At 70.9% G+C, this 26,686-nt stretch carries 17 protein-coding genes and 2 pseudogenes; 13 read left to right on the forward strand and 6 right to left on the reverse strand.

Translation table 11 applies throughout. From position 1 onward, the window contains the following. The first annotated feature begins 70 nt into the window (after nucleotides 1-70). Nucleotides 71-1,606, forward strand: coding sequence for a M1 family metallopeptidase (locus ACFQZ6_RS26340; protein ID WP_381613381.1), 1,536 nt, complete (start codon nucleotides 71-73; stop codon nucleotides 1,604-1,606). 213 nt (nucleotides 1,607-1,819) lie between these two features. After that, nucleotides 1,820-3,313 (forward strand): GTPase HflX, encoded by a 1,494-nt coding sequence (gene hflX / locus ACFQZ6_RS26345; RefSeq protein WP_381613384.1) that lies wholly within the window; start codon nucleotides 1,820-1,822, stop codon nucleotides 3,311-3,313. 72 nt (nucleotides 3,314-3,385) lie between these two features. Here the strand turns inward: hflX and ACFQZ6_RS26350 are convergent, their stop codons facing one another. Then, the gene (locus ACFQZ6_RS26350) at nucleotides 3,386-4,603 is read right to left on the reverse strand and encodes a trypsin-like serine peptidase (RefSeq protein ID WP_381613387.1); all 1,218 of its coding nucleotides are present in this window, start codon (nucleotides 4,601-4,603) and stop codon (nucleotides 3,386-3,388) included. Nucleotides 4,604-4,894: 291 nt separating this feature from the next. Beyond that, nucleotides 4,895-6,109 (reverse strand): trypsin-like serine peptidase, encoded by a 1,215-nt coding sequence (locus tag ACFQZ6_RS26355; protein WP_381613390.1) that lies wholly within the window; start codon nucleotides 6,107-6,109, stop codon nucleotides 4,895-4,897. A gap of 610 nt (nucleotides 6,110-6,719) precedes the next feature. On the opposite strand from ACFQZ6_RS26355, the gene ACFQZ6_RS26360 reads away from it, so the two are divergent. Beyond that, nucleotides 6,720-8,720 carry an ATP-dependent DNA helicase gene (locus ACFQZ6_RS26360; RefSeq protein WP_381613393.1) on the forward strand — a complete coding sequence of 667 codons (2,001 nt, stop codon included), beginning with the start codon at nucleotides 6,720-6,722 and terminating at the stop codon, nucleotides 8,718-8,720. Between the two features lie 224 nt (nucleotides 8,721-8,944). Here ACFQZ6_RS26360 and lexA read toward each other — a convergent pair whose 3' ends face one another. Next, nucleotides 8,945-9,724 (reverse strand): transcriptional repressor LexA, encoded by a 780-nt coding sequence (lexA, locus tag ACFQZ6_RS26365; RefSeq protein WP_381613401.1) that lies wholly within the window; start codon nucleotides 9,722-9,724, stop codon nucleotides 8,945-8,947. A 616-nt stretch (nucleotides 9,725-10,340) separates the two neighbouring features. On the opposite strand from lexA, the gene nrdR reads away from it, so the two are divergent. Both nrdR and ACFQZ6_RS26375 read left to right on the forward strand, forming a co-directional pair. Beyond that, nucleotides 10,341-10,892 (forward strand): transcriptional regulator NrdR, encoded by a 552-nt coding sequence (gene nrdR, locus ACFQZ6_RS26370; protein WP_381613404.1) that lies wholly within the window; start codon nucleotides 10,341-10,343, stop codon nucleotides 10,890-10,892. Between the two features lie 172 nt (nucleotides 10,893-11,064). Further along, nucleotides 11,065-13,960, forward strand: a pseudogene (locus ACFQZ6_RS26375) (vitamin B12-dependent ribonucleotide reductase). A 115-nt stretch (nucleotides 13,961-14,075) separates the two neighbouring features. Here ACFQZ6_RS26375 and ACFQZ6_RS26380 read toward each other — a convergent pair. Then, nucleotides 14,076-14,609, reverse strand: coding sequence for a TerD family protein (locus ACFQZ6_RS26380; protein ID WP_381613406.1), 534 nt, complete (start codon nucleotides 14,607-14,609; stop codon nucleotides 14,076-14,078). Between the two features lie 148 nt (nucleotides 14,610-14,757). Here ACFQZ6_RS26380 and ACFQZ6_RS26385 point away from each other — a divergent pair, with 148 nt between their 5' ends. The 3 genes from ACFQZ6_RS26385 to ACFQZ6_RS26395 all read left to right on the forward strand — a co-directional run bounded on the left by ACFQZ6_RS26385 (nucleotide 14,758) and on the right by ACFQZ6_RS26395 (nucleotide 17,070). Continuing rightward, a complete protein-coding gene (locus tag ACFQZ6_RS26385) occupies nucleotides 14,758-15,363 on the forward strand; it encodes a YdbC family protein (protein ID WP_381613408.1) in 606 nt (201 codons plus the stop codon). 129 nt (nucleotides 15,364-15,492) lie between these two features. After that, on the forward strand, nucleotides 15,493-16,152 hold the full coding sequence (locus tag ACFQZ6_RS26390) for a histidine phosphatase family protein (RefSeq protein WP_381613411.1): 660 nt from the start codon (nucleotides 15,493-15,495) through the stop codon (nucleotides 16,150-16,152). 12 nt (nucleotides 16,153-16,164) lie between these two features. Then, nucleotides 16,165-17,070 (forward strand): ADP-ribosylglycohydrolase family protein, encoded by a 906-nt coding sequence (locus ACFQZ6_RS26395; protein WP_381613413.1) that lies wholly within the window; start codon nucleotides 16,165-16,167, stop codon nucleotides 17,068-17,070. 462 nt (nucleotides 17,071-17,532) lie between these two features. Here ACFQZ6_RS26395 and ACFQZ6_RS26400 read toward each other — a convergent pair whose 3' ends face one another. Continuing rightward, nucleotides 17,533-19,080, reverse strand: coding sequence for an MFS transporter (locus ACFQZ6_RS26400; protein WP_381613416.1), 1,548 nt, complete (start codon nucleotides 19,078-19,080; stop codon nucleotides 17,533-17,535). A 187-nt stretch (nucleotides 19,081-19,267) separates the two neighbouring features. On the opposite strand from ACFQZ6_RS26400, the gene ACFQZ6_RS26405 reads away from it, so the two are divergent. From ACFQZ6_RS26405 to ACFQZ6_RS26415, 3 genes are all read left to right on the forward strand, one after another. Beyond that, nucleotides 19,268-19,891, forward strand: a complete 624-nt coding sequence (locus tag ACFQZ6_RS26405) for a TetR/AcrR family transcriptional regulator (protein WP_381613419.1) — start codon at nucleotides 19,268-19,270, stop codon at nucleotides 19,889-19,891. A gap of 82 nt (nucleotides 19,892-19,973) precedes the next feature. After that, nucleotides 19,974-20,675 (forward strand): ribonuclease HII, encoded by a 702-nt coding sequence (locus ACFQZ6_RS26410; protein WP_381613422.1) that lies wholly within the window; start codon nucleotides 19,974-19,976, stop codon nucleotides 20,673-20,675. A 68-nt stretch (nucleotides 20,676-20,743) separates the two neighbouring features. Beyond that, nucleotides 20,744-21,385 (forward strand): hypothetical protein, encoded by a 642-nt coding sequence (locus ACFQZ6_RS26415; protein WP_381613425.1) that lies wholly within the window; start codon nucleotides 20,744-20,746, stop codon nucleotides 21,383-21,385. A 371-nt stretch (nucleotides 21,386-21,756) separates the two neighbouring features. On the opposite strand, the gene ACFQZ6_RS26420 is transcribed toward ACFQZ6_RS26415, so the two are convergent. Continuing rightward, the gene (locus ACFQZ6_RS26420; RefSeq protein WP_381613428.1) at nucleotides 21,757-22,392 is read right to left on the reverse strand and encodes a hypothetical protein; all 636 of its coding nucleotides are present in this window, start codon (nucleotides 22,390-22,392) and stop codon (nucleotides 21,757-21,759) included. 277 nt (nucleotides 22,393-22,669) lie between these two features. Between ACFQZ6_RS26420 and ACFQZ6_RS26425 the strand changes: the two are divergent. Both ACFQZ6_RS26425 and ACFQZ6_RS26430 read left to right on the forward strand, forming a co-directional pair. Next, a pseudogene (locus ACFQZ6_RS26425) lies at nucleotides 22,670-24,828 on the forward strand (RecQ family ATP-dependent DNA helicase). An 87-nt stretch (nucleotides 24,829-24,915) separates the two neighbouring features. Further along, nucleotides 24,916-26,562: a DUF4192 domain-containing protein gene (locus tag ACFQZ6_RS26430; protein ID WP_381613431.1), complete on the forward strand. Its 1,647-nt coding sequence runs from the start codon at nucleotides 24,916-24,918 to the stop codon at nucleotides 26,560-26,562. Nucleotides 26,563-26,686 lie beyond the last annotated feature (124 nt).

The following is a 26,686-nucleotide window of genomic DNA, read 5'->3' on the forward strand; positions in this document are numbered from 1 at the left end:
CGCACCTCGTTCGGGTGCGCCCGGCGCGCGCCGTCGACGTACGGTACGCGCGCGCTGGTAGCCGTGGGACATGCTGCTCACCTCCCGTACCGGGCTCCGCACGTCCTCCCGACGGCTGAAGGCGGCGCTGCTCGCCTCGGCCGTCTCCGTCTGCCTCGTCGCCGCGAGCGCCCCGCCGACGCCGCTGGGCGTGGGCGACGCGCTCTTCCCGCACCTCGGCAACCCGGGGTACGACGTGGCGTCGTACGACCTCGCCTTCACCTATCCCGGCAGCAACAGCAAGCCCCTCCAGGCCGTCACCACCATCGACGCCTGGACCACGGCCTCGCTGGACCGCGTCAACCTGGACTTCGGCCGCGGCGAGGTCCGCTCGGTCGAGGTCAACGGGCTGCCCGCCGAGTACGTCGACGCGGGGGAGGACCTGGTGGTCACGCCCCCGACCACGCTGCCGGAGGGTAGCTGGATGAGGATCACCGTGCGGCACACCAGCCATCCCGTGCCCCCCAAGGGCGGCCGGGGCGGCGGCTGGGTGCGCACCGCGGACGGTCTCGCCATGGCCAACCAGGCCGACGCCGCCCATCTGGCGTTCCCCTGCAACGACCACCCCTCCGACAAGGCGATGTTCACCATCCGGGTCACCGCCCCGCAGGGCTACACGGCCGTCGCCAACGGTCTGCGCGGCGCCGTGAACCGGGCGGGCAAGGCCACCACCTGGACGTACCGCACCCAGCACCCCATGGCCACCGAGCTGACCCAGGTCTCCGTCGGCCGCTCCACCGTCCTGCACCGCACCGGCCCGCGCGGGCTGCCGATCCGCGACGTGGTGCCCACCGCGCACCGCGCGAAGCTGGAGCCCTGGCTGAAGAAGACGCCCGAGCACGTCGCCTGGATGGAGGAGAAGGTCGGCCCCTACCCCTTCGAGACCTACGGCGTCCTCGTGGCCGACGCCTCCACCGGCTTCGAACTGGAGACGCAGACCCTCTCGCTCTTCGAGAAGGACCTGTTCACCCACGACGCCCTGCCCGAGTGGTACGTCGACTCGATCATGGTGCACGAGCTGGCCCACCAGTGGTTCGGCGACAGCGTCAGCCCCCGCACCTGGTCCGACCTGTGGCTGAACGAGGGGCACGCCACCTGGTACGAGGCGCTCTACGCCGAGGAGAAGGGCGAGCGCACCCTCGCCACCCGGATGAAGGCGGCCTACGGGGCCTCCGACCTGTGGCGTAGGGCCGGGGGGCCGCCCGCCGCCCCCAAGGCGCCCGAGGACGGCGACCGGCTCGGCATCTTCCGTCCCAACGTCTACGACGGCGGCGCCCTCGTCCTCTACGCGCTGCGCCAGGAGATCGGCCGCACCGCGTTCGAGCGTCTGGAACGCGCCTGGGTCAGCCGCCACCAGGACGGCACCGCCACCACGGCCGACTTCGTCCAGCTCGCCTCCGACATCGCCGGGCGCGACCTGAACGGCTTCATGAAGGGCTGGCTGTACGGCGCCAAGACCCCGCCGATGCCGGGCCACCCGGACTGGAAACCGGGGGTGCCCGCCAAGGCGCCGAAGACGCGGCCGGAGGCGGGGCCGCACGCCGGTGCCCCGCACGGGGGCCGATGACGCGGTCGGCGGGCGGGCGATAACACGGTGACGAGACGGGGCGTCCCGTGCGACCATCGTCAGGTCGGCGGCGCGGTCCAGCCCCGCTCGGGCCACGGGCCACGGGAATCTCCCGGGGCGCTCGTGCGTTGTGAGGGGTGACGGACCAGCTCCGGAGCCCCGCGGCTCCGGCCCCCGTCGTCGGAAACGGAACCCCATCGACGTAAGGACCCAATGACCTCCTCTTCTTCCCCTTCCCAGGACACTCAGCGCGCCGCGCACACCTCCCCCGAAGGTCTTCGGGCCGATGCCCTGATGGAAGAGGACGTCGCCTGGAGCCACGAGATCGACGGAGAGCGGGACGGCGACCAGTTCGACCGCTCCGAGCGCGCGGCCCTGCGCCGCGTCGCGGGCCTCTCCACCGAGCTCGAGGACGTCACCGAGGTCGAGTACCGCCAGCTCCGACTGGAGCGGGTCGTCCTCGTGGGCGTCTGGACTTCGGGGACCGTGCACGACGCGGAGAACTCCCTCGCGGAGCTGGCCGCCCTCGCCGAGACCGCGGGCGCCATGGTGCTCGACGGCGTGATCCAGCGCCGCGACAAGCCCGACGCGGCCACGTACATCGGCTCCGGCAAGGCCGAGGAGCTGCGGGACGTGGTGCTGGAGAGCGGCGCGGACACCGTCATCTGCGACGGTGAGCTGAGCCCGGGCCAGCTCATCCACCTCGAAGACGTCGTCAAGGTCAAGGTCATCGACCGTACGGCCCTGATCCTCGACATCTTCGCCCAGCACGCCAAGTCCCGCGAGGGCAAGGCGCAGGTCTCGCTGGCGCAGATGCAGTACATGCTGCCGAGGCTGCGCGGCTGGGGCCAGTCGCTGTCCCGGCAGATGGGCGGCGGCAAGGGCGGCGGCCTCGCCACCCGTGGCCCCGGTGAGACCAAGATCGAGACGGACCGGCGGCGGATCCGCGAGAAGATGGCGAAGATGCGCCGGGAGATCGCGGAGATGAAGACCGGGCGCGACATCAAGCGCCAGGAGCGCCGTCGCCACAAGGTGCCCTCGGTCGCCATCGCGGGCTACACCAACGCGGGCAAGTCCTCCCTGCTCAACCGCCTCACCGGCGCGGGCGTGCTGGTGGAGAACGCCCTGTTCGCCACCCTCGACCCGACCGTGCGCCGGGCCGAGACGCCGAGCGGGCGGCTCTACACCCTCACCGACACCGTCGGCTTCGTCCGGCACCTGCCGCACCACCTGGTCGAGGCGTTCCGCTCCACGATGGAGGAGGTCGGCGACGCCGACCTGATCCTGCACGTGGTCGACGGTTCGCACCCGGACCCGGAGGAGCAGTTGGCCGCCGTACGCGAGGTGATCAGTGACGTCGGCGCCACCGGCGTCCCCGAGATCGTCGTGGTCAACAAGGCGGACGCGGCCGATCCGCTGGTCCTCCAGCGGCTGCTGCGGATCGAGAAGCGGTCCCTCGCGGTCTCGGCCCGCACCGGCCAGGGCATCGCGGAGCTGCTCGCCCTGATCGACAGCGAGCTGCCGCGGCCGAGCGTCGAGATCGAGGCGCTGGTGCCGTACACCCACGGCAAGCTGGTCGCCCGCGCCCATGACGAGGGCGAGGTGATCTCCGAGGAGCACACCCCGGAGGGCACCCTGCTCAAGGTGCGGGTGCACGAGGAACTGGCGGCGGAACTGACGCCGTACGCCCCCGCCTCGGCCGTCTGAGCCGAGAGTCACCACGGAGAACGGCCCGCCCCTCGGTGTGAGGGGCGGGCCGTTCCGCGTGCCGGTGCGCGGTCACTGACCGCCGTAGGTCTCGCTCATGTTCTCGTACAGCGCCTGCGCGTCCTGGCCGAGCTGGGGTCCGGCCAGCCAGGTGTTGTCCAGCGGGCCGATCGAGGTGTTGGAGACCAGCTTGGTCTCACCGTCGACCACCCGGAACCAGCCGCCGCCGGAGGAGCCGCCGGTCATGGTGCAGCCGATGCGGTACATCGTCGGCAGCGACGCGTCGAGCGACAGCCTGCCCGGCTCGTCGAGGCACTTGAACATCTTCAGGCCGTTGTACGGCGGTGCCGCCGGGTATCCCCAGGCGCCCATCTGCCCGGCCTCGGCCGCCGCCGGGGCGGAGAAGTCCACGTCCAGCGCCGCGCCGACGGTCTCCTCCAGCGACTTCGCGCCCTGCTCCGGCTTCACATGGAGCACCGCGTAGTCGTACGCCGCGCCCGCGCCGCCGGACTCCGAGCCGCCGTCGATCCAGCCGTTCGAGGTCGCGGCCCAGTCCGCCCACCAGTTGCCGTAGGGGGCGATCTCCTGCGGGTTGGCGTTGGTCAGGTCCGCCTCGGACCTGCCGTAGTCGTTGTACGCCGGGACGAAGGCGATGTTGCGGTACCAGCCGCCGCCCGCGCCCGCGTGCACACAGTGGCCGGCCGTCCACACCAGGTTGGACTTGCCCGGGTGGTTGACGTCCTTGATCACCGTGCCCGAGCAGACCATCGAGCCCTCGGGGGAGTCGAAGAAGATCTTCCCGACCGGCGCCGCGTTCTCGTGGTACGGCGTCCGCTCGGCCTCCGCCTCCACGGGCGCGGGCTCCGGGTCGCTGACGTCCTGGACGGCGGAGGCGTCCTTGACCGACATCGTCTTGTCGGCCTCCTGGGCGGACATCATCCGCTCCGGCTTCCAGAGGCCCTCGATGACCGGGTTGACGAAGTCCTTGGCCTCACTGAGCCACTTGTCCTTGTCCCAGTCCTTCCAGCCGCCGTCCTTCCAGTCGTCGACGTCGATGCCGTGCTCCTTGAGCCGGTCACTGAGGTCGGCGGGGATCTGGAGCTTGTCGCCGCCGTCCGCGGCCCCGGACGCCGACGCCGCGGCGCCGGGATCGCCGTTGGCGGTGTCCTCGTCGGAGCCGCCGCAGGCGGTCGCGGTGAGCGCGAGCGCGGCGACGAGCCCGGTCGCGGCGAGCAGTCGGCGCCGCCGCCTCCCGCCGGGCGCGACGAAGGACGTAGATGGTGAACGCATGGTGCGGTAACCCCCGTGGGAACGCTGACGTGAACGCGTCGGCGTCACGTCGGTGGTGTCACGTTGTCCTGTGACGGTGCTGATGGTGTTGGTGGTGCTGATGTTGTTCCGTGGTGCTCAGGGTGTTGGTGGTGCTCAGGGTGTTGGTGGTGCTCGGGGTGTTGGTGGTGCTGGTGTCATGCTCGTGCCAGGTCATCCTGCCGTACGGCCTGGGGCCGAACGGCGGCGGGACGGTGAAGGTTTCCGTGAGACACCCGCCGCCGTGCTGGCTTGGCCGCGCCTACCGGACGGTCACTGGCCTGCGAACTTCTCGCTGACCGAGTCGAACACGCCCTTGGCCTCCTCACCCAGCCGCGGACCCGCCAGCCACCCCGCCGTGACCGGGCCGATCGAGGTGTTGGACACCAGCGCGGGCTTGCCGTCCGACCCGGTGGCCACCCAGCCACCGCCCGACGAACCACCCGTCATCGTGCAGCCGATCCGGTACATCGTCGGGTCCGCCTCGTTCAGCGACAGCCGCCCCGGCTTGTCCTGGCACTGGTACAGCGTCTGACCGTCGTACGGCGGCGCCGCCGGGTAGCCGATCGCCTTGATGCTCTCGATCTCCGGCACCGCCGGGGCGTTGAACTCCACCGGCAGCGCCGAACCGACCGTCTCCTCCAGCGACTTGCCCCCGGCGCCCTCCTCCGGCGTCACATGCAGCACCGCGAAGTCGTACGAGGCACCGTCACCGCCGGTCGCGCCGCCCTGCTCGATCCACTGGTCCGAGGTCTGCGCCCAGTCGCTCCACCAGACGCCGTACGGAGCGACCTCCTCCGGGGTGGCGTTCGCCAACTCCTCGGTGGACAGGCCCGAGTCGTTGTACGACGGCACGAACGCGATGTTCCGGTACCAGCCGCCGCTCTTGCCCGCGTGCACGCAGTGGCCCGCCGTCCAGACCGTGTTCGACTTGCCCGGGTTCGCGGGGTCCTGCACCACCGTGGCCGAGCAGACCATCGTGCCCTCGGGGGAGTCGAAGAACACCTTGCCCGCCTCGGGCGCGTTGGAGTGGTACGACGCCGGGACGGCCTCGGCCTCCACCGGCGCCGGGGTCGGGTCCGTCACGCCCTGGTCGCCGGAGATGTCGTTGTCGACCTCCCGGTCGGGCTCCTCGGCGTCCCGCATCCGGTCCGGGTCCCAGAGGTTCTCGATGATCGGGTTGATGAAGTCGTCGGCCTCGCGCAGCCAGTCGTCCTTGTTCCAGTCCTTCCAGGCGCCGTCCCGCCACTTGTCGATGTCGATCCCGTGCTCCTTGAGCCGGTCCTTGATGTCGTCCGGCAACGGGAACTTGTCGTCGGCCCCGGCCGCCGCGGACGCCGCCGCGTCGACGTCCGTGTCGCCCGACTCGCACGCCGTGGCCGTCAGCGCGACCGCCGAGACGAGGGCGACCGCGGCCAGCACGGGGGACGTTCTGCGGCGCGTGCTCCTGGCCCGGCGAGCGGTGAACGACGGCCGTATGGATCGCATGGTGTGACTCCCCCTGGGGTGAACGGTCTCGGCGCTGCGGCCGTGATCCCCGCGGTAACCCGGCACCGCGCGGGCGCCGAACTCGCCAGGATCACCAGTGCCTGGGAACGGCCCCCCACACTATGCGCTCGCTGTGGGTGACTGCCGACGGAACGGCAACGGTTCGGCTACAAGGCGTCTGACCTGGCAATCGTCCGGGGTTTGGCGGTCTTTGGCGCATTGACGGCCTTTCATGTCGGTGGGTCGCTCCGCGAGGTGGGGCGGGGTCCGGGGGTGGGACCGGAGGTCTGGGTGGGGGGGCTGAGGGCGCGGTCAGCGGGTCGGAGCTGACCGACGCGCACACGGACTCGCTGCCGCTGGTCCTCGGCGACACCGACGCGGTCCCGCACACCGCCATGGGCGAGATCGTCGACGGCACCTACGTCGCGGCGGCCGGACCTTCCTGTCGTACCGCGAGATCGACGGGCATGGTGGGATCGACGGCACCAGCCCCGAACCGCCTCCGCGCTCGTCCCACTCGTCCATGGCGTCAACAGTGAGACGTGATCCCACCCCCTCCACCCGCGACGATCACCCGTTTGTCAGTGCCGGGCCGTAGGGTGGTCGCGCTATGACGAAGCCCTCACTCCCTGAACTCCTGCACGCTGCCGTCACCGCCGTCGGCGGCACGGAGCGCACCGGCCAGGTGACCATGGCCGAAGCCGTCGCGGAGGCGATCGACGGCGGCTCGCACCTGCTGGTGCAGGCCGGAACCGGCACCGGAAAGTCGCTGGGCTACCTGGTGCCCGCGCTCGCGCACGGGGAGCGGGTCGTCGTGGCGACCGCGACCCTGGCCCTCCAGCGCCAGCTCGTCGAGCGGGACCTGCCGCGGACCGTCGACGCCCTGCATCCGCTGCTGCGCCGCCGCCCGGAGTTCGCGATGCTCAAGGGCAGATCGAACTACCTCTGTCTGCACCGTCTGCACGAAGGCGTCCCGCAGGACGAGGAGGAGGGCCTGTTCGACCAGTTCGAGGCAGCCGCGCCGACCAGCAAGCTGGGGCAGGACCTGCTACGTCTGCGTGACTGGTCCCAGGAGACGGACACCGGCGACCGCGACGGCCTCACCCCCGGCGTCTCCGACCGCGCGTGGGCACAGGTCTCGGTGTCGTCCCGGGAGTGCCTGGGCGCCTCGAAGTGCGCCTACGGCGCCGAGTGCTTCGCCGAGATGGCCCGTGAGCGGGCCAAGCTCGCCGAGGTCGTCGTCACCAACCACGCCCTGCTCGCGATCGACGCCATCGAGGGCGCGCCCGTGCTGCCACAGCACGAGGTCCTGATCGTCGACGAGGCCCACGAACTGGTCTCGCGGGTCACCGGCGTCGCCACCGGCGAGCTGACTCCCGGCCAGGTCAACCGTGCGGTGCGCCGGGCCGCCAAGCTGGTCAACGAGAAGGCCGCCGACCAGCTCCAGACCGCCGCCGAGGGCTTCGAGCGGTTGATGGAGCTGGCGCTGCCGGGCCGTCTCGAAGAGATCCCCGAAGACCTCGCCTACGCCCTGATGGCGCTGCGCGACGCCTGCCGCACGGTGATCTCGGCCATCGGCTCGACCCGCGACAAGTCCGTCCAGGACGAGGACGCGGTCCGCAAGCAGGCGCTCGCCTCCGTGGAGAGCGTCCATGACGTCTCGGAGCGGATCGTGAACGGCTCGGAGTGGGACGTCGTCTGGTACGAGCGCCACGACCGCTTCGGCGCCTCCCTGCGCGTCGCCCCGATGTCCGTCTCGGGCCTGCTCCGGGAGAAGCTCTTCACCGACCGTTCGGTGGTGCTGACCTCGGCCACCCTGAAGCTGGGCGGCGACTTCAACGGCGTGGGCGCCTCCCTGGGACTCGCCCCCGAGGGGACGGAGGGCGAGGACGTCCCGCAGTGGAAGGGGGTCGACGTCGGCTCCCCCTTCGACTACCGCAGGCAGGGCATCCTCTACGTCGCCCGGCATCTGTCGCGGCCCGCGCGGGACGGCGACCGGGCGGACATGCTGGACGAGCTGACGGAACTGATCAAGGCGGCGGGCGGCCGGACCCTGGGGCTGTTCTCCTCGATGCGGGGGGCCCAGCTCGCCGCCGAGGAGCTGCGCTCGCGCGTCCCCGAGTTCCCGATCCTCCTGCAAGGCGAGGAGACCCTCGGGGAACTGATCAAGAACTTCGCCGCCGACCCCAAGACGTGCCTGTTCGGCACGCTGTCGCTCTGGCAGGGCGTCGACGTCCCGGGCCCCAGTTGTCAGCTGGTCGTAATGGACAAGATCCCCTTCCCGCGTCCCGACGACCCTCTGATGAGCGCCCGCCAGAAGGCCGTCGAGGAGGCCGGGGGTAACGGCTTCATGGCGGTGGCCGCCACGCACGCGGCCCTGCTGATGGCCCAGGGCGCCGGTCGCCTCGTCAGGGCCTCGGGGGACCGGGGTGTGGTCGCCGTACTGGATCAGCGTCTGGCCACCGCCCGCTACGGCAGCTATCTCAAGGCGTCCATGCCCGACTTCTGGTACACGACGGACGGTCAGCAGGTCCGTAAGTCCCTGGCGGCCATCGACGCGGCGGCCAAGAAGGCTGAGAGCGCTCAGAGCGAGACGTCGGAGGACGGCTGAGGGCAGGGGGCCGACAGCGGGCCGGTGGATGGCCGACGGCGGTGCGTGCGTGACGTGACCGCCTCGGCCGTCGCGCACGCACCGCCGTCAGCGACGAGGCCGGTGTCAGGTGTGCTGCCGGGCCACCGTGAGTCGGGAGACGCGCACGGCAGGACCCCGGAACCGGCGCAGGGGTCCCGGGGCCTGGTCAGGAGGGGCGGGTCGCTGGCCCGCCGGTCGTGGCGTCAGACGCGCCGCAGAACGGCCACCACCTTGCCGAGGATGGTCGCGTCGTCGCCCGGGATGGGCTCGTATGCGGCGTTGTGCGGGAGGAGCCAGACGTGGCCGTCCTCGCGCTTGAACCGCTTGACGGTGGCCTCGCCGTCCAGCATGGCGGCCACGATGTCGCCGTTCTCGGCGACGGGCTGGCGGCGGACGGTGACCCAGTCGCCGTCGCAGATGGCGGCCTCGATCATGGAGTCACCCACGACCTTCAGGACGAACAGCTCACCGTCGCCCACGAGCTGCCGGGGGAGCGGGAAGACGTCCTCGACGGACTCCTCGGCGAGGATCGGGCCACCGGCGGCGATCCGGCCGACCAGCGGGACGTACGACGCGGCGGGCTTGCCCGCGGTGTCCGTGGGCTGCGCGGTGGCGGCCTGGTCGGAGCCCCGGACCTCGTAGGCGCGCGGGCGGTGCGGGTCGCGGCGCAGGAAGCCCTTGCGCTCCAGTGCCATGAGCTGGTGTGCGACCGAGGACGTGCTGGACAGGCCGACCGCCTGGCCGATCTCGCGCATGGACGGTGGGTAACCGCGTCGCTGCACGGAGTCCCTGATGACCTCGATCACCCGGCGCTGCCGGTCGGTGAGTCCCGAGCTGTCCGCCCGGATGCCTGGAGGTCGGCCCGGCAGGGAGCGCTTGTGTCCCTCGGGATTCGCGGTCTCGTTCATCACATGCACCGGCTCAAGTCGGCCCTGGGAGCGGTCCTGGGCGGTAATGGTGGCACTGTCTGCGGTGGTGGTCACGTCGGCCCCTCTCGATGGTCTCCCTGCTGGACAACGGTAGTTGCTTTCGAAAGGTTGCGCCAAACACACGTTCGAGTGAAAAAACGCGAATCGCCTGACGTGATCTCGTGTCCAGGTGTATGGCTGACGCGTTGTCGCGCAGACAAAAGGGCTCATTGCTGTAGGCTTCACCGCCGAGGCGGCGCCCCTGTGGGGGCGCGCCCCAGTCTGCCATCCGGCGTCCCGTCAACCGGGCACCGGCTCTCGCCCGCGCGGAAGATCTGCGCGAGAGCCCCACGGCTCTTCCCGGTGGCGCTCACGGTATCTCCGTAAGCGCCTCCGCGGTACGCCCGCGCGGGTCCGTTTCCGCGGCCCGGCCGCCGGTCCGTCCACGCGCGCGTGCGGCGTTGTGGCCGTACGCCACCCGTGGTGAGGGTTCACGCGCGTGCGACACGCGCGATAGCTGTGGATGTACGGGCCAATCCCCACATCTAGTGGTTGGATGACAACAGCAGCCCAGAAGTTGTGGTCCCCCGGGTCTTGAGGCCCAGATCGATCGCCTATGCTGGTGGCTGCTTCGAGGGGCCCATGTGGCCCAGCGAGGCTATTGAGTCTGCTGTGAGGAGGGTTGGAGAACATGCACTGCCCCTTCTGCAGGCACCCCGACAGCCGCGTCGTCGACAGCCGTACGACCGACGACGGCACGTCGATCCGCAGGCGCCGCCAGTGCCCCGACTGCTCCCGTCGTTTCACGACCGTGGAGACGTGCTCGCTCATGGTGGTGAAGCGGTCCGGAGTCACCGAGCCTTTCAGCCGTACCAAGGTCATCAACGGCGTGCGCAAGGCATGTCAGGGGCGGCCTGTCACCGAGGACGCGCTCGCCCAGCTCGGCCAGCGGGTCGAGGAGGCGGTGCGGGCCAGCGGAAGCGCCGAGGTGGCCGCCCACGAGGTGGGGCTGGCCATACTCGGTCCCTTGCAGGAACTGGATCTCGTCGCGTATCTGCGGTTCGCCTCCGTCTACCGGGCGTTCGACTCGCTCGAGGACTTCGAGGCCGCGATCGCGGAACTGAGGGAACACACGGGACGCCCCGCCACGGACGACGAAGACGTGGCCGACGGGGGCCAGCGAGACGACCGCGGACCCGGGGGAGCCGGGCAGGTCCCCGAGCCCGCGGGCGCCGCCGACTGACCGGCGGGCCGGGGCCGCGCGAGACGTGCGGGCTCGGGCCACCGGTCAGCCGGCGGCGATCGAAGACCTGTCGCGGGCGGCAGCCAGAGGGTGCCCGCGACACCAGACAGAACACCGTGCCACGGGAACATCGGGGCACTTCAGGGCGTTTTAGCCCGTACAGGGAGGCGGCATGACAGAGACGGCGAGCGGTCCGGCAGCACGAGGTTCCCGGGCAAAGGGAGCGAAGGCCACCAAGGGACTGCGTATCGAGCGCATCCACACCACCCCCGGCGTGCACCCGTACGACGAGGTGGCCTGGGAGCGCCGTGACGTCGTCATGACCAACTGGCGCGACGGCTCGGTCAACTTCGAGCAGCGTGGCGTCGAGTTCCCCGACTTCTGGTCGGTGAACGCGGTCAACATCGTCACCAGCAAGTACTTCCGCGGTGCCCTCGGCACCCCGCAGCGCGAGACCGGCCTCAAGCAGCTCATCGACCGCATCGTGAAGACGTACCGGAAGGCCGGTGAGGACCACAAGTACTTCGCCTCGCCCGCCGACGCCGAGATCTTCGAGCACGAGCTGGCGTACGCCCTCCTGCACCAGATCTTCAGCTTCAACAGCCCTGTCTGGTTCAACGTCGGTACGACCCAGCCGCAGCAGGTCTCCGCCTGCTTCATCCTGTCCGTCGACGACTCCATGGAGTCGATCCTCGACTGGTACAAGGAAGAGGGCATGATCTTCAAGGGCGGTTCCGGCGCCGGCCTGAATCTCTCCCGGATCCGCTCCTCCAAGGAACTGCTGTCCTCCGGTGGCAACGCCTCCGGCCCGGTCTCCTTCATGCGGGGCGCCGACGCCTCCGCCGGGACCATCAAGTCCGGTGGCGCCACCCGCCGCGCCGCCAAGATGGTCGTCCTCGACGTGGACCACCCGGACATCGAGGACTTCATCGAGACCAAGGTCAAGGAAGAGGAGAAGATCCGCGTCCTGCGCGACGCGGGCTTCGACATGGACCTGGGCGGCGACGACATCACGTCGGTCCAGTACCAGAACGCCAACAACTCGGTCCGCGTGAACGACGAGTTCATGACGGCCGTGGAGCAGGGCGGCCAGTTCGGGCTGCGCGCCCGCATGACCGGCGAGGTCATCGAGGAGGTCGACGCCAAGGGGCTCTTCCGCAAGATCGCCGAGGCCGCCTGGGCCTGCGCCGACCCCGGCATCCAGTACGACGACACCATCAACACCTGGCACACCTGCCCCGAGTCCGGCCGCATCACCGCGTCGAACCCGTGCAGCGAGTACATGCACCTGGACAACACGTCCTGCAACCTGGCCTCGCTGAACCTGATGAAGTTCCTGAAGGACGACGGCGAGGGCAACCAGTCCTTCGAGACCGAGCGCTTCCAGAAGGTCGTCGAGCTGGTCATCACCGCGATGGACATCTCCATCTCCTTCGCGGACTTCCCCACCCAGAAGATCGGGGAGAACACGCGCGCGTTCCGCCAGCTCGGCATCGGCTACGCCAACCTCGGCGCCCTGCTGATGGCGACGGGCCACGCGTACGACTCCGACGGCGGTCGCGCCCTCGCCGGTGCCATCACCTCCCTGATGACGGGCACGGCCTACCGCCGCTCCTCCGAACTCGCCGCGGTCGTCGGCCCGTACGACGGGTACGCCCGCAACGCCGACGCCCACAAGCGCGTCATGAGGCAGCACGCCGACGCCAACGGCAAGGCCGTCCGCATGGACGACCTGGACACCCCGGTCTGGGCCGCCGCCACGGAGGTGGCAGGACGTGATCCGGCTCGGCGAGAAGAACGGCTTCCGTAACTCCCAGGCGTCCGTCCTCGCGCCGACCGGCACCATCGGCCTGGCGATGTCCTGCGACACCACCGGTGTCGAGCCCGACCTCGCGCTGGTCAAGTTCAAGAAGCTGGTCGGCGGCGGCTCGATGCAGATCGTCAACGGCACCGTCCCGCAGGCCCTGCGCCGCCTGGGCTACCAGGAGGAGCAGATCGAGGCGATCGTCGCCCACATCGCCGAGCACGGCAACGTGATCGACGCCCCCAGCCTCAAGCCCGAGCACTACGAGGTGTTCGACTGCGCCATGGGCGAGCGCGCCATCTCCCCGATGGGCCACGTCCGCATGATGGCCGCGATCCAGCCGTGGATCTCCGGCGCCATCTCCAAGACGGTCAACATGCCGGAGACGGCGACCGTCGAGGAGGTCGAGGAGATCTACTTCGAGGCGTGGAAGATGGGCGTCAAGGCGCTCGCGATCTACCGCGACAACTGCAAGGTCGGCCAGCCGCTCTCCGCCAAGAAGAAGGACACCAAGGAGGAGAAGGCCGAGGCGTCCACGGCCGTCGAGCCCACCAAGGTCGAGAAGGTCGTCGAGTACCGCCCGGTCCGCAAGCGCCTGCCCAAGGGCCGCCCCGGCATCACCACGTCCTTCACGGTCGGCGGCGCCGAGGGCTACATGACCGCCAACTCCTACCCGGACGACGGCCTCGGCGAGGTCTTCCTGAAGATGTCCAAGCAGGGCTCGACCCTCGCGGGCATGATGGACGCCTTCTCCATCGCCGTCTCGGTGGGCCTCCAGTACGGCGTGCCGCTGGAGACGTACGTCTCGAAGTTCACCAACATGCGCTTCGAGCCCGCGGGTATGACGGACGACCCGGACGTGCGGATGGCGCAGTCGATCGTCGACTACATCTTCCGCCGCCTGGCGCTGGACTTCCTGCCCTTCGAGACGCGCTCCGCCCTTGGCATCCACTCCGCCGAGGAGCGCCAGCGCCACCTGGAGACCGGCTCCTACGAGCCGCTCGACGACGAGGACATGGACGTCGAGGGCCTGGCCCAGTCGGCGCCCCGGCAGACCGACCTGAAGGCCGTCGCCACCCCCAGGGCCGAGGTCGAGGCGGCCAAGCCCGCCCCGCAGGAGGCCCACACCAGCGCCGAACTGGTGGAGATGCAACTGGGCATCCAGGCGGACGCCCCGCTGTGCTTCTCCTGCGGCACGAAGATGCAGCGGGCCGGTTCCTGCTACATCTGCGAGGGCTGCGGCTCCACCAGCGGTTGTAGCTGACGTCCTGCCGGACTGACCGCCCGACGGGTGGCGTCCAGTAGTACCTGAGGAGGAGGGCACCGGCCACATGGCCGGTGCCCTCCTCGGCGCTGTTCACTGTCGCAGCCGTTCACCGTCAGGCGCGGCGGGTCGCCCCCATGACCTGGGCGAAGGCGACGGGGTCGTCCTCGAAGCCGTGGACGCCCGGGTGGAAGTCCCACGCCCCGGTGTCCTCGCGGACGAACTCCGCGACCGTCGCCGCGGTCGCGCCGAGGACGGCGCCGAAGTCGTCCGTGGCGAGGTCGGTGTACCCCTCACGGATGCGCAGGGCGGGGTTGATGACACTGACGAACGTCCGCGGGCCGGGGCGCTGCTGGATGACGACACCGACCACCACGCGCGCGTACCGCTTGTCGATCCGGTCGAACTCCACCGTCATGACCTCGTCCCAGCCGAAGCCCAGGCCGTCCTTGCTGTCGCGGTTGAGATGGATCGTCCCGTCAGGGGAGCGGCTGTCGAAGTGCACCACATGGGCGGGATCGCCGTACGGATCGCTGGCGAGATAGGTCGCGGCGATGATGTCCAGATCGGTGGGCGGCTGCCCCGCCGGACTCGGATCCCACTTCAGCGCGATCTCGGCCTTGTGGATCCCCTTGATGAGGCCGTTCACCGGACTTCCCCCTTCTCCGTGTGCCTCGGTGCCAACTGGCGGTTCGTCAAGGCTGGTTGTCCATCGTGCCACGCGCGCGTGCCGTCCCGCGTGTGTGATCTCCACCCGACGTGACCGACGCCACGCTCCCTGGCCGTACGATGGCGCGGTGCTGGTCAAGTGGATTCGCTGCACCGTGGTGGACCGCCGCGGTTTCGAGCGGGGGCAGCGGAAGTGGGCGGGACTCCTGGGGGAGCCGGGATTCCGGGGGCAGGGCGGTGGCTGGAGCCGGGGGCGGCCCGGGGTGGCGCACGTCTTCGCCTTCTGGGAGAGCCGGGCCTTCTACGACTCGTTCATGGCCCGCTCCCATGACCGGCTCGCGTCGGCCCAGTCGGGCACCTTCAAGGACGCCCAGGTCAAACTGTTCGACTACCGCTTCGACGTCAAGACGGGCTTCGAGCCGCGCTTCACGGACTCGGACCTGGTCCGCGTGGCGCACTGCCGTGTCCATGAGGAGCGCGCCGAGCACTTCACGCTCATGCAGGAGAAGGTGTGGAACCCGGCGATGGCCGGATCGCCCGGCATGGTCCGCGGGCTGTTCGGAGAGGCACCCGGCAGCGAGTTCCTGATCCTGTCGATGTGGCAGTCGGCCGCGGAGCACGGCAAGTACCGCACCGAGCGGGTGGAGAGGCTCGCCCTGCGCGCCCAGACCGAGGCGGACATCGCCGCCCTCACGGGCGACATCGTGGACCTGGAGCCGAGCTGGACCGTCTGACGCCCGGCACCTGTGGGACACCGCGCCCCGTGTGGCCGCTGTGGTCCGAGGTGCAGAAAATGTGTGACCTACGCCGTATGGAGCCCGCACGAGTGCTCGAACGGCCGTCACCCGATCTAGGGTTTTGGCATGGCACGACCACGGCGCATCGTCCTTGTCCGGCACGGCGAGTCAAGGGGCAATGTCGACGACTCCGTGTACGAGCGCGAGCCCGACCACGCCCTGGCCCTGACCGAGCGCGGCTGGCGGCAGGCAGAGGAGACCGGCAAGAAGCTGCGGGAGCTGTTCGGACGGGAACGCGTCAGCGTGTACGTCTCCCCCTACCGCCGTACGCACGAGACCCTGCGCGGCTTCCACCTCGACCCCGAGCGGATACGGGTGAGGGAGGAACCGCGCCTGCGCGAGCAGGACTGGGGAAACTGGCAGGACCGCGAGGACGTACGGCTCCAGAAGGCGTACCGCGACGCCTACGGGCACTTCTTCTACCGCTTCGCCCAGGGGGAGAGCGGCGCCGACGTCTACGACCGGGTCGGCGGCTTCCTGGAGAGCCTGTTCCGCAGCTTCGAGGCCCCCGACCACCCGCCGAACGTACTGATCGTGACCCATGGCCTGGCGATGCGGCTGTTCTGTATGCGCTGGTTCCACTGGACGGTCGCCGAATTCGAGTCGCTGTCCAATCCCGGGAACGGTGAGATGCGGATGCTCGTTCTCGGAGACGACGACAAGTACGTCCTGGACAGGCCATTCGAACGCTGGCGTAATCCGGAGCCGTACGGGATCACCGGATAGAGTGGCAGGGCGATGACCGCTGACTCCTCACCCGACGGGCGCCTGGACCGCGCCCTGACCAGCCTGCGCGGACTCGCGGTGGGGGACGCGCTGGGCTCCCAGTTCTTCGTCCCGGCGCACTACCCGCTGCTGAAGCGCCGCGAGCTGCCGCCCGGCCCCTGGCAGTGGACCGACGACACGGAGATGGCGTGCTCCGTCGTCGCCGTCCTCGCCGCCCACCACCGCATCGACCAGGACGCCCTCGCTCACTCCTTCGCCCAGCACCATGACTTCGACCGCGGGTACGGCCCCGCGGTCAACCGGCTGCTGCGCCTCGTCAGGGAGGGCGGCGACTGGCGGGAGCTGGCCGCCGCGCTCTTCAACGGTCAGGGGTCCTGGGGCAACGGCGCGGCGATGCGGATCGCACCGCTGGGCGCCTGGTACGCGTCCGACCCGGAGCAGGCCACGCACCAGGCCGAGATCTCGGCCTACCCCACGCACCAGCACCGGGAGGCCGTCGTCGGTGCCATGGCCGTCGCCGCGGCTGCCGCGCTGGCCGCCGCCCCCGGCGGACCGCCGAGCGCCGAGGCGCTGCTCGACGGGGTCATCGCACTCGTCCCGAAGAGCGCCGTCGGCGCCGGACTGCGCCGCGCCCGGGACATGCTCGACTACGGTGACGCGGCCACGGTCGCGGCCGTGCTGGGCTGCGGGCGGCGTACGACGGCGCATGACACGGTGCCGTTCGCGCTGTGGTCGGCGGCCCGGTCGTTGGCCGACTACGAGGCCGCCTTCTGGACGACCGCCCAGGTCGGCGGCGATGTGGACACGACCTGCGCCATCGTCGGAGGCATCGTCGCCGCGGGCAAGGCGGGGGCGCCGCCCGCCTCGTGGGTGGAGCGGACCGAGTCGCTGCCCGGGTGGACGCCGACCTCTGCGTAAGGGTTTGCGTGGCGTGGAGCAGGTCTTGGGGGCGGGTCCGGGGCTCCTCTGAGCCTCACGCGTCCGGACGACGTGACCGCTCGGACTGGCCGCTCGATCGGGTCGGCGCGGGTCAGGCGCGCCGGGCGGCAGGCGTCTTGCGACTTTCCGTGAATGACGGGAACTCTCCGTGACCGCCCGCCCGTTGTCATCACAACCGCTGTGCGACGAGAGCGACCGGCGGGCACGGAGTGAGTGACGGGGGGTGTCATGGAGAGCTGGGTGGCTGTGGTCGCGCTGCTCGTGGCCGTCGGTGCCGCGGCGACCGCACTGACAGCGGGCGGGATGCCGCTGGCGTGCGCCGCCGCCATCATCCGCCCGCTGCTCATCCCAGGCCGACCCGGCGGTCACGGTCACGGTGGCGGGACGCCACCAGTGGTGCCCTTGTGTGAGCCGCCAGGGTCTTTCGGGGGCGCGGGTCTGTCACCCCACCATGGGACCGGTCGTGCCAGACAGGGCTTCCATGTCGCTCGCGCGTATCCGGATCACCAGCCATGCGGTGCCGAGGGCGAGCACCGCCATCGCGGCGGCTGGAATGAAGGCCGTCGAAATGCCCTGTGTGAGCACCTCGTGCCCCCAGGGCGCGGGCAACTGCTGCGTCCGCGCGAACTCCGCCTTCTGCTGCGCGGTGCCTTCGGCGAGGAACCGCGGGATCTGCTTCTCCGCCTCGTCCCTGCTCGCGGTGCCGAAGACGGTCGTGAGGATCGACAGCCCGAGCGACCCGCCGACCTGCTGCGTGGCATTGAGCAGGCCGGACGCCGCACCCGCTTCGTGCGGGGCCACGCCCGAGACCGCCGTGACCGTCGCCGTGACGAAGTTCAGTCCCATGCCGAAGCCGAACACGAGCATCGGGCCGAGTACGCCGCTCAGGTACGAGCTGTCGGGGCTGATGAAGATCTGCCAGGTGAGTCCGACCGCCACCAGCGCCGAGCCGACCAGCATGAACGGCTTGGGGCCCAGTGTGGGCAGGAACCGCTGCGACAGCCCCGCGCCGATCGCGATCGCCACCGTGACGGGCAGGAAGGCGAGACCAGCCTTGATCGGGCTGTAGCCGAGCACGTTCTGCACGAACAGCACGATGTAGAAGAACATCCCGAACATGGCCGCCGCCAGGCTCAGCATGATCACGTACGTCCCCGACCGGTTGCGGTCGGCGAACATCTTCAGCGGAGTGATGGGCTCCTTGGCCCGGACCTCGATGAACACGAAGGCCAGCAGGAGTACGAGCGCGGCGCCGAAGGACCCGACGGTCATGCCATCCCGCCAGCCGTCCTCCGCCGCCCGGATGAACCCGTACACGAGCGCGGCCATGCCGAGGGTCGAGGTCATCGCTCCCGCGATGTCGAAGCGGCCTGGGTGCCGCTCGGACTCGCTGATGTAGAGGGGAGTGAGCACGGCGATCAGCACACCGATCGGCACGTTGACGAAGAGCACCCAGCGCCAGTCGAGCCAGTCGGTGAGCATCCCGCCCGCGAGCAGCCCGATGGCGCCACCGCCCGCGGAGACGGCGGCGAAGACACCGAAGGCGCGGTTTCGCTCCGGCCCCTCGCGGAACGTGGTGGTGACGAGGGCCAGCGAGGTCGGCGACGCGATGGCACCGCCCACGCCCTGCAGGGCGCGCGCGGCCAGCAGTTGCCAGGGCTCCTGGGCGAGTCCGCCGAGCAGCGAGGCGAAGGTGAACAGCAGGATGCCGGTCATGAAGACCCGGCGGCGACCGAGGATGTCACCGGCCCTGGCACCGAGCAGGAGCAGACCGCCGAAGGTGAGGGTGTAGGCGCTGACCACCCACGTCAGGTCGGTAGTGCTGAACTGGAGCGCGGCTTGAATGTGAGGCAGCGCGATGTTCACAATCGTCGCATCGAGTACGACCATGAGCTGGCAGGCCGCTATGACGGTGAGGGCGATGCCGGGCCGTCCCGGTCGTCGAGCCGCACCCGGCTGTGTGTCTTTGATCAACTGAGAGGTTGTCACTATGGGTCCCCCACGAACCGTTTAGTGAACGGTGGCGTTCACTGTGGCGTCAACGGTAGTGAGTCCCCGGTAGGGAACGCAACCGTTCACTTTAGTTGTCCTCGTCCTGCGTGTCCCTCGCCGCCGCCGTCCGGCATACGCTCCGTCCCCGGAATTCCCGCTCACCCTGCTCGCTGGAGACAATCGAATGGTTACTTCGCGCTGGACGGCCGCCCGCGCTCAGGCGGCCACTCCCCGTCGGCGCGGTGCCGTGCTCGAACGCGCGATCCTCGACGCCGCGCTGGAGCAGCTCAGCACGGTCGGCTGGAACGGCCTCACGATGGAGGGCGTGGCCACCGGTGCCCAGACCGGCAAGGCCGCGGTGTACCGCCGCTGGCCGTCCAAGGAGGACCTGGTGGCGGACGCGTTGCAGGCGGGGCTGCCGCGGCTGGAGGCGGCGCCGGACCTGGGCGACGTCCGCGAGGACCTGCTGGCGCTGTGTCGGCAGATGCGCGAGGCGATGTACTCGCGTACCGGACAGGCTCTGCGGTCGGTCATTCACGAATGCGACTCGCTTCAGGCGGAGCGGTTTCACAGCGTGATCGTCGACGGTGTCGTGGAGCCCACGGTCAGGCACCTGCGCGATGTCATCAACCGTGGAGTCGAGCGGGGAGAGGTGCGGCCCGACGCGGCGAACGCATACGTCTGTGACGCCGTACCGGCCATGATGATGTACCGATCGAAGGTGTGCGACAGCGAATGGAGTGATCGGGAAATCGAGGAAATGGTCGACCAGTTGATGGTTCCCCTGCTGCGGCCGACGGGGGGCTGAGAGCGCGCCGTCCCGGTTGCGCGGCGGCTACGACGAACCGGGGTGTCGCCGGGGGATCCGGGCGGCGTACGCTAAGGGCGCCATGCCGTACGAACCGCCTACTCACACCGTCGAACGCTCCCTGCGGGCCACGACCGGAGCGAAGATCATTGCCGGTGTCGACGAAGTGGGCCGCGGGGCCTGGGCTGGTCCCGTGACCGTCTGTGCGGCGGTCACCGGACTGCGCCGCCCGCCCGAGGGCCTCACCGACTCCAAGCTCCTCACCGTCAAGCGTCGCACCGCGCTTGCCCTGGAACTCCAGTCGTGGGTGACGTCGTACGCCCTCGGGCACGCCTCCCCGGAGGAGATCGACGAGCGCGGCATGACGGCGGCGCTGCGCCTCGCGGCGGGGCGGGCCCTGGAGGGCCTTCCGGTCCGCCCGGACGCGGTGATCCTCGACGGCAAGCACGACTACCTCGGAACGCCGTGGCGGGTCCGGACGGTGATCAAGGGTGACCAGTCGTGTGTGGCGGTCGCGGCGGCGTCGGTGATCGCCAAGGTGCAGCGCGACAAAATGATGGCCGAACTGGGTATCGACCATGCAGACTTCGGTTTTGCGGACAACGCCGGGTATCCGTCACCCGTGCACAAGGCCGCACTGGCGGAGTGGGGGCCCACCCCGCACCACCGTTTGTCGTGGGCGTATCTTGATGCGCTGCCCCGGTGGCGGCACCTCAAGAAGGTCCGTAGCTGGGTGGAGGGAAACGTTCCGGAGATCGAGGGTCAGCTCGGCTTCGACTTCTGACGATTCCGCTCGCACGTATGTGCCACCCGCTGACGCGAGCCGCACCAACGTTTGATAAATATCAGCTCATGCCTCTCATCCCCGAGGAGCCTCAGATTTACGAGAGTGCCCAGGGTCCCCGCGCCACTCCGGCCAGTGGCCGTACCGCGCCGACCCCCCGTCCCGTACCCGGCCCCCGCCCCGCGGCTCCGCCCCGCCCCGGTCGTCCCGGTCCGCACCGGCCCGCGCCGCCGGTGCAGCGGACGCCACGCGACGTGGCCCCGGCCAAGCCTGGGCCGTCGGGTCCCGCTGCCCCCGCCCCCTCGGGCGGAGCCGCGCAGACCCCGCAGATCCAGCTCATCCCGGCCACCCGCACCGGTGCGCTCGACGCCGCCGAGGAGGCCGTGGACCTGCTGCTGGAGTCCGGGCGCGCCCCCGGCGACGTGCTGGTGATCACCACCGGCGAGCCGCACCCGTGGGCCACCCACGAACTGTCCTTCGGAGAAGCGTCGTACTGGGCGCAGCACGACGCGGGCGACGACGTCTTCTACGCGGACGCCACCGCCGCCGGTCGGGCCGCCTCCCGTCCGGTCGTGGTCGTCGCCGTCAACGGCGGCTCCGACGCCGCTGCGGCGACCGCTCTCCCGCTGGCCCTCAGCCGGGCCGGTGCCCTGCTGATCGTCTGCGGCGACCCGCAGCAGATCAACGCCGTGCTGGGCGCGGGCGTCTGAGCCCGTTCCGGCGGGTTCGAACAGGCCGACCGGCGGCTGCGGGGCGGGTTGCGGCAGGCGCGCACAGTGGTCGCTTCGGCGTGCGCTGAAGCGGCCGGACGGAGCGCACGCCCCTTGCTCGCACCCAGGCGTCGTACCGCGTGGGCCAGCGCCGGGCCGTGGCGTCAGGTAGGCGGTCACGCCTGCCTGGTCTCACCAGCCGTACATGCCCACGCGCGCGCCCGCGGCGGGGGCTGTCCGGGTCGGTGCCGCTTCGGGACGGTCGTACGCCCGTGACCGGCCACGCGCGCGGCCGGTGCGTTTCTCCTTGATGCCCGCGGCAGGGCGAGCGCCTTCCGCGTGAACGGCGTCCGGCGGGCAGTTCCGGGCTCTCAGCGGGCCGCCGCGCGGCGCAGGACCTCAGAGGCGGCGCCGCCGGTACGCAGCGGCGGGGGCGGTGCCTCCGCGGTGGCGAAGGGCTCCGGCGCGGAGTCCGCGCTCGGTCGCCGTCCGCCCCGGCCCTCGCCGAGGACCTGCCAGCCGTCGCGGGTCAGCGTGATGTACGCCCCGCAGCGCAGGCCGTGCAGCGTGCACGCGTCCCGCAGCCCCCACATCCACGCGCCGTCCTCCTCCGTCCAACGCGCGTCACCCTCACGGCAGTAGAGCAGCACGGCCGTCCGCACCGGGGTGCGGCGGCGCAGGTCGTGGGGTATGACCCGGCGGAGCTGGGAGAGCAGCGCGTTACGGAACATCCAGCCGTCGGCCGGGGCGGGACGGCGCAGGAACGAGGCGCTGGCCCGCAGTCGCTCGTCCGGGTCGAGGACCGCCACGATCGCGGTGTGCGGCCTGGGGCGATGTCGCGCGTGCAGTCCGCTGACCACCTCGCGCGGGTTGCGCAGCAGAGGGATCCCTGCCGCCGCCCACTCCGCGGGTTCGAGCATACGGGCCACAGGGTTGGCGGATGCGGCGGACAGGTCGGCGGACGTCGACGTGGATGCCGCGGAGGACGGAGCGAATCCGAAGGTCACGATCCTCCCTTCGGCTACGCGCCCACACTGCGGGCGCCATGGGGTTCGGGGGAGCGCACACCGCAGCGAAGCTCTGCCGGATCACGGCCCAGCCGTGCGGGGAGCGGACTTCAATTCTTCCTGTCGAACTGAGATGCGGCAACGAGCAATTGATGTCACTGGTCCTTATCGGGTGTTGAGTGGCTTATATCCCTACCCGTTGGTGCCCCGGGTGACGCGTCGGCGCCGATCACCGGTGAGGTGGCCGATTGTCAGTGCCATCGGGTTGCATGGGGGCATGGACGATCTGGAACTGCGCACCGAGGCCGACGCCATCCTCGCCGAGCTGGTCGGCGACCCGGGAGGCCCGGCGCGGCTGCGTGCGGACCAGTGGCAGGCCGTGGCGGCGCTGGTGAAGGACCGCAGGCGCGCGCTGGTGGTGCAGCGCACCGGCTGGGGCAAGTCGGCGGTGTACTTCGTCGCCACCGCCCTGCTGCGCCGCCGGGGGGCCGGTCCCACGGTGATCGTCTCGCCGCTGCTGGCGCTCATGCGCAACCAGGTCGAGTCGGCGGCGCGGGCCGGTATCCGGGCGCGCACCATCAACTCGGCCAACCCGGAGGAGTGGGACGCCATCCACGACGAGGTGGAGCGCGGTGAGACCGACGTCCTCCTGGTCAGTCCGGAGCGGCTCAATTCCGTCGACTTCCGCGAGCAGTTGCTGCCCAAGCTCGCCGCCACGACCGGCCTGCTCGTCGTCGACGAGGCGCACTGCATCTCCGACTGGGGTCATGACTTCCGCCCCGACTACCGGCGGCTGCGGGCGATGCTCGCTGAGCTTTCCCCGGTGTCCCGGTGCTCGCCACCACGGCGACGGCCAACGCGCGCGTGACCGCCGATGTCGCCGAGCAACTGGGCACCGGCGCGGGCGAGGCGCTGGTGCTGCGCGGACCGCTGGAGCGCGAGAGCCTGCGGCTCGGAGTGGTCCGGCTGCCCGACGCCGCGCACCGTCTGGGCTGGCTCGCGGAACACCTGGACGAGCTGCCCGGCTCCGGGATCATCTACGCGCTCACGGTCGCCGCGGCCGAGGAGGCCACCGCCTTCCTGCGGCAGCGCGGCTTCCCCGTGGCGTCGTACACGGGGCGCACGGAGAACGCCGACCGGCTCCAGGCCGAGGCCGACCTGCGGGCCAACCGGGTCAAGGCGCTGGTGGCCACATCAGCCCTCGGGATGGGCTTCGACAAGCCGGACCTGGGCTTCGTCGTGCACCTCGGCTCGCCGTCCTCGCCGATCGCCTACTACCAGCAGGTGGGGCGGGCGGGACGCGGCGTCGCGCACGCCGACGTGCTGCTCCTGCCGGGCAAGGAGGACGAGGCCATCTGGCGCTACTTCGCCGACACCGCCTTCCCGCCCGAGACGCAGGTACGGCAGACCCTCGCGGCACTCGCCGACGCCGGACGGCCGCTGTCCGCGCCCGCGCTGGAGGCCCTGGTCGACCTCCGGCGCACCCGTCTGGAGACCATGCTGAAGGTGCTCGACGTGGACGGCGCGGTCAAGCGGGTGAAGGGCGGCTGGATCTCCACCGGCCAGCCATGGGTGTACGACGCCGAGCGGTACGCCTGGGTCGCCCGGCAGCGGGCCGCCGAACAGCAGGCCATGCGCGAGTACGTGAGCACGGACCAGTGCCGTATGGAGTTCCTGCGCCAGCAACTGGACGACGAGGGAGCCGCCCCCTGCGGACGCTGCGACAACTGCGCGGGAGCCTGGGCCGACACCTCGGTCTCGGCGGAGACGCTCACGGGAGCGACGAAGGAACTGGACCGGCCAGGGGTGGAGGTCGAACCACGCCGGATGTGGCCCACGGGACTGCCCGCGCTGGGCATCGACCTCAAGGGGCGTATCCCGGCCGGGGAGCAGTGCGCCACCGGACGCGCCCTGGGGCGGCTCTCCGACATCGGCTGGGGCAACCGGCTGCGGCCCCTGCTCGCCGAGAACGCGCCGGACACGCCGGTCCCCGATGACGTCCTGCGCGCCGCGGTGGCGGTCCTCGCCGACTGGGCCCGTTCCCCGGGCGGCTGGGCGCCGAACGTCCCTAACGCCTCCGCCCGACCAGTCGGCGTCGTGGCCGTCCCCTCCCTGGCCCGGCCCCAGCTCGTCGGTTCCCTCGCCCAGGGCATCGCGGACATCGGCCGCCTGCCCTTCCTGGGCGCACTGACCCACACCGGGCCGGGCGGCGCGCACACGGCACGCCGCAGCAACTCCGCCCAACGCGTCAGGGCGCTCTCCGGCGCGTTCGCCGTCTCCGAGGAGCTGGCCGCGGCCCTGAAGGGCTCCCCGGGACCCGTACTGCTCGTGGACGACTACACCGACTCCGGCTGGACGCTCGCCATCGCCGCCCGACTCCTCCGGCAGGCGGGCGCCAAGGCGGTACTTCCGCTGGTCCTGGCAGCCGCTGGCTGATGTCCTGTTGACGCCAATTGATGTGACCCTGACCGGAGTTATCCACAGCCCCAAGCGGGATTTCGCGATCCGCGAGATCGTCAAGGCATGACGCATCATGGCGAAACCACAGGATCCTCTAACAACGACGACATTGCCGGACGGAAGGGAAGCAACCGCCCGGCAGCGCGCTCCGCCCACCCCACACCCACGACTCCCGTACAGCACCTCGCCCCCAGCGCCTACGGTGGCGACCTCAGCGCCCAGCAGGTGACCCTGCGCACCCCGGCCGAACTGGCCGACGCCCTGCCGTACCTGCTCGGATACCGCCCCGAGGACAGCATCGTGCTGGTCTGCCTCCACGACCGCGACGGACGCGGACGATTCGGCGGCCGGGCCCGCCTCGGCATCCCGGCGAACCCGGACGACTGGCCGTCCGTGGCCCGGCAGTTGGCGCAGGGCCTGGTGAAGGGCAGCGAGCGCAGGGGAGCACGGCCCGAGCAGATGGTCGCCTACGTCTGCCAGGAACCGTCGGCGGGCGAGACCGGCCAGCAGGTCATGGAACGCCTGCGACCACTCGTCCAGCAACTCCGCGTCGAATGCGGCCTGCTCGACGTCCCCGTGATCGACGCTCTCTGCATCTCCGACGGCCGCTTCTGGTCCTACTGCTGCGACATCAAGGGCTGCTGTCCGGCCGGGGGAACACCGATGGGCCTGCCGGGGACCTCCGTCCTGGCCGCGGCTGCTACGTACGCCGGGCTCCAGGTACGCGGCACACTGCGGGAACTCCGGGCCCGGCTGATTCCGTGGGAGACCGCCGCCGTACCGGACCAGGAAGCGGCGCTCGACACCGCCAGCCTGACCGTGGTGCGGCGTATCCTCGACGAGACGAGCCGCGCGCAGGTCGCCGAGGAGACCCTGGAGCTGGCTGAGCGGCTCATGGGCCGCCTCGCAGCGGCGCCACCCGCCGAGAGCACCGCCCCAGCCGACCTGCGGGACGACGAACTGCTCACCCACGACGAAGCCGCGACCTTGATCCTCGGGCTCCAGGACCGTACGACCCGCGACCGCGCGGCCGAGTGGATGGAGGGAGACGACGCGGCTCCCGCGATCCGGCTCTGGCGGGCCCTGGCCAGGCGCTGCGTCGGCTCCTACGGCGAACACGCCGCCGCGCCCCTCACCCTCGTCGGATGGGTCGCCTGGTCCACCGGCGACGACATCGAGGCCCGGGAAGCCCTCGCCATGGCCCTGGGCGCCGACCCGGACTACCTCTTCGCCCGGCTGCTGCACCAGGCGGTCAACGAAGGACTCGACCCGGAGTCGCTCCGACGCTGCCTGCGCGCCGAACGGGAGGAACGCGCACAGGACGACGAGGCGGGGCCGGACGGCAGCCGGAACGGCTCCAGCACCAGCAGTGGCTTCGACTCGGGCGCTGACCGCGGCACCGACGACGCGCCACCTAGCGGCAGCGTGGCGCGGCCCGCACCGGCTCCGGTACCGGCGGCGAGTACGACTCTGCGACGGCGCACCCGCCCTGGCACCCCCGCGTCGGGGACGAGCGTGGCCAGGCCCCTTCCGAAACCGTCGGGAAGCACCCGCCCGGGCGACGGACGGCCCGGAAGGACCCGGCCCGGCGACGGCCGCCCCAGTGGGGCCCGCCCCGGAGCCCTGGGGGAGGAGACGGCACGGCGTCGTGGCAGCCGTACCGGAGACGGGCGCCCGGCGGCGAGCGGCGGCACTGAGGAGGACGCATGAGGTGGCGCGAACCACGAGGCCACGGTCGCGCCGGGAGGAGCGGTTGCCGACGGTTGATCGTGGAGGCGGTGGCCATCCTTGCCGGATCACGGCATCGCCGCCGACGCGACTCCGCACGGAGGCC

Source organism: Streptomyces flavalbus, assembly GCF_042674625.1.
GTDB lineage: Bacteria > Actinomycetota > Actinomycetes > Streptomycetales > Streptomycetaceae > Streptomyces > Streptomyces flavalbus.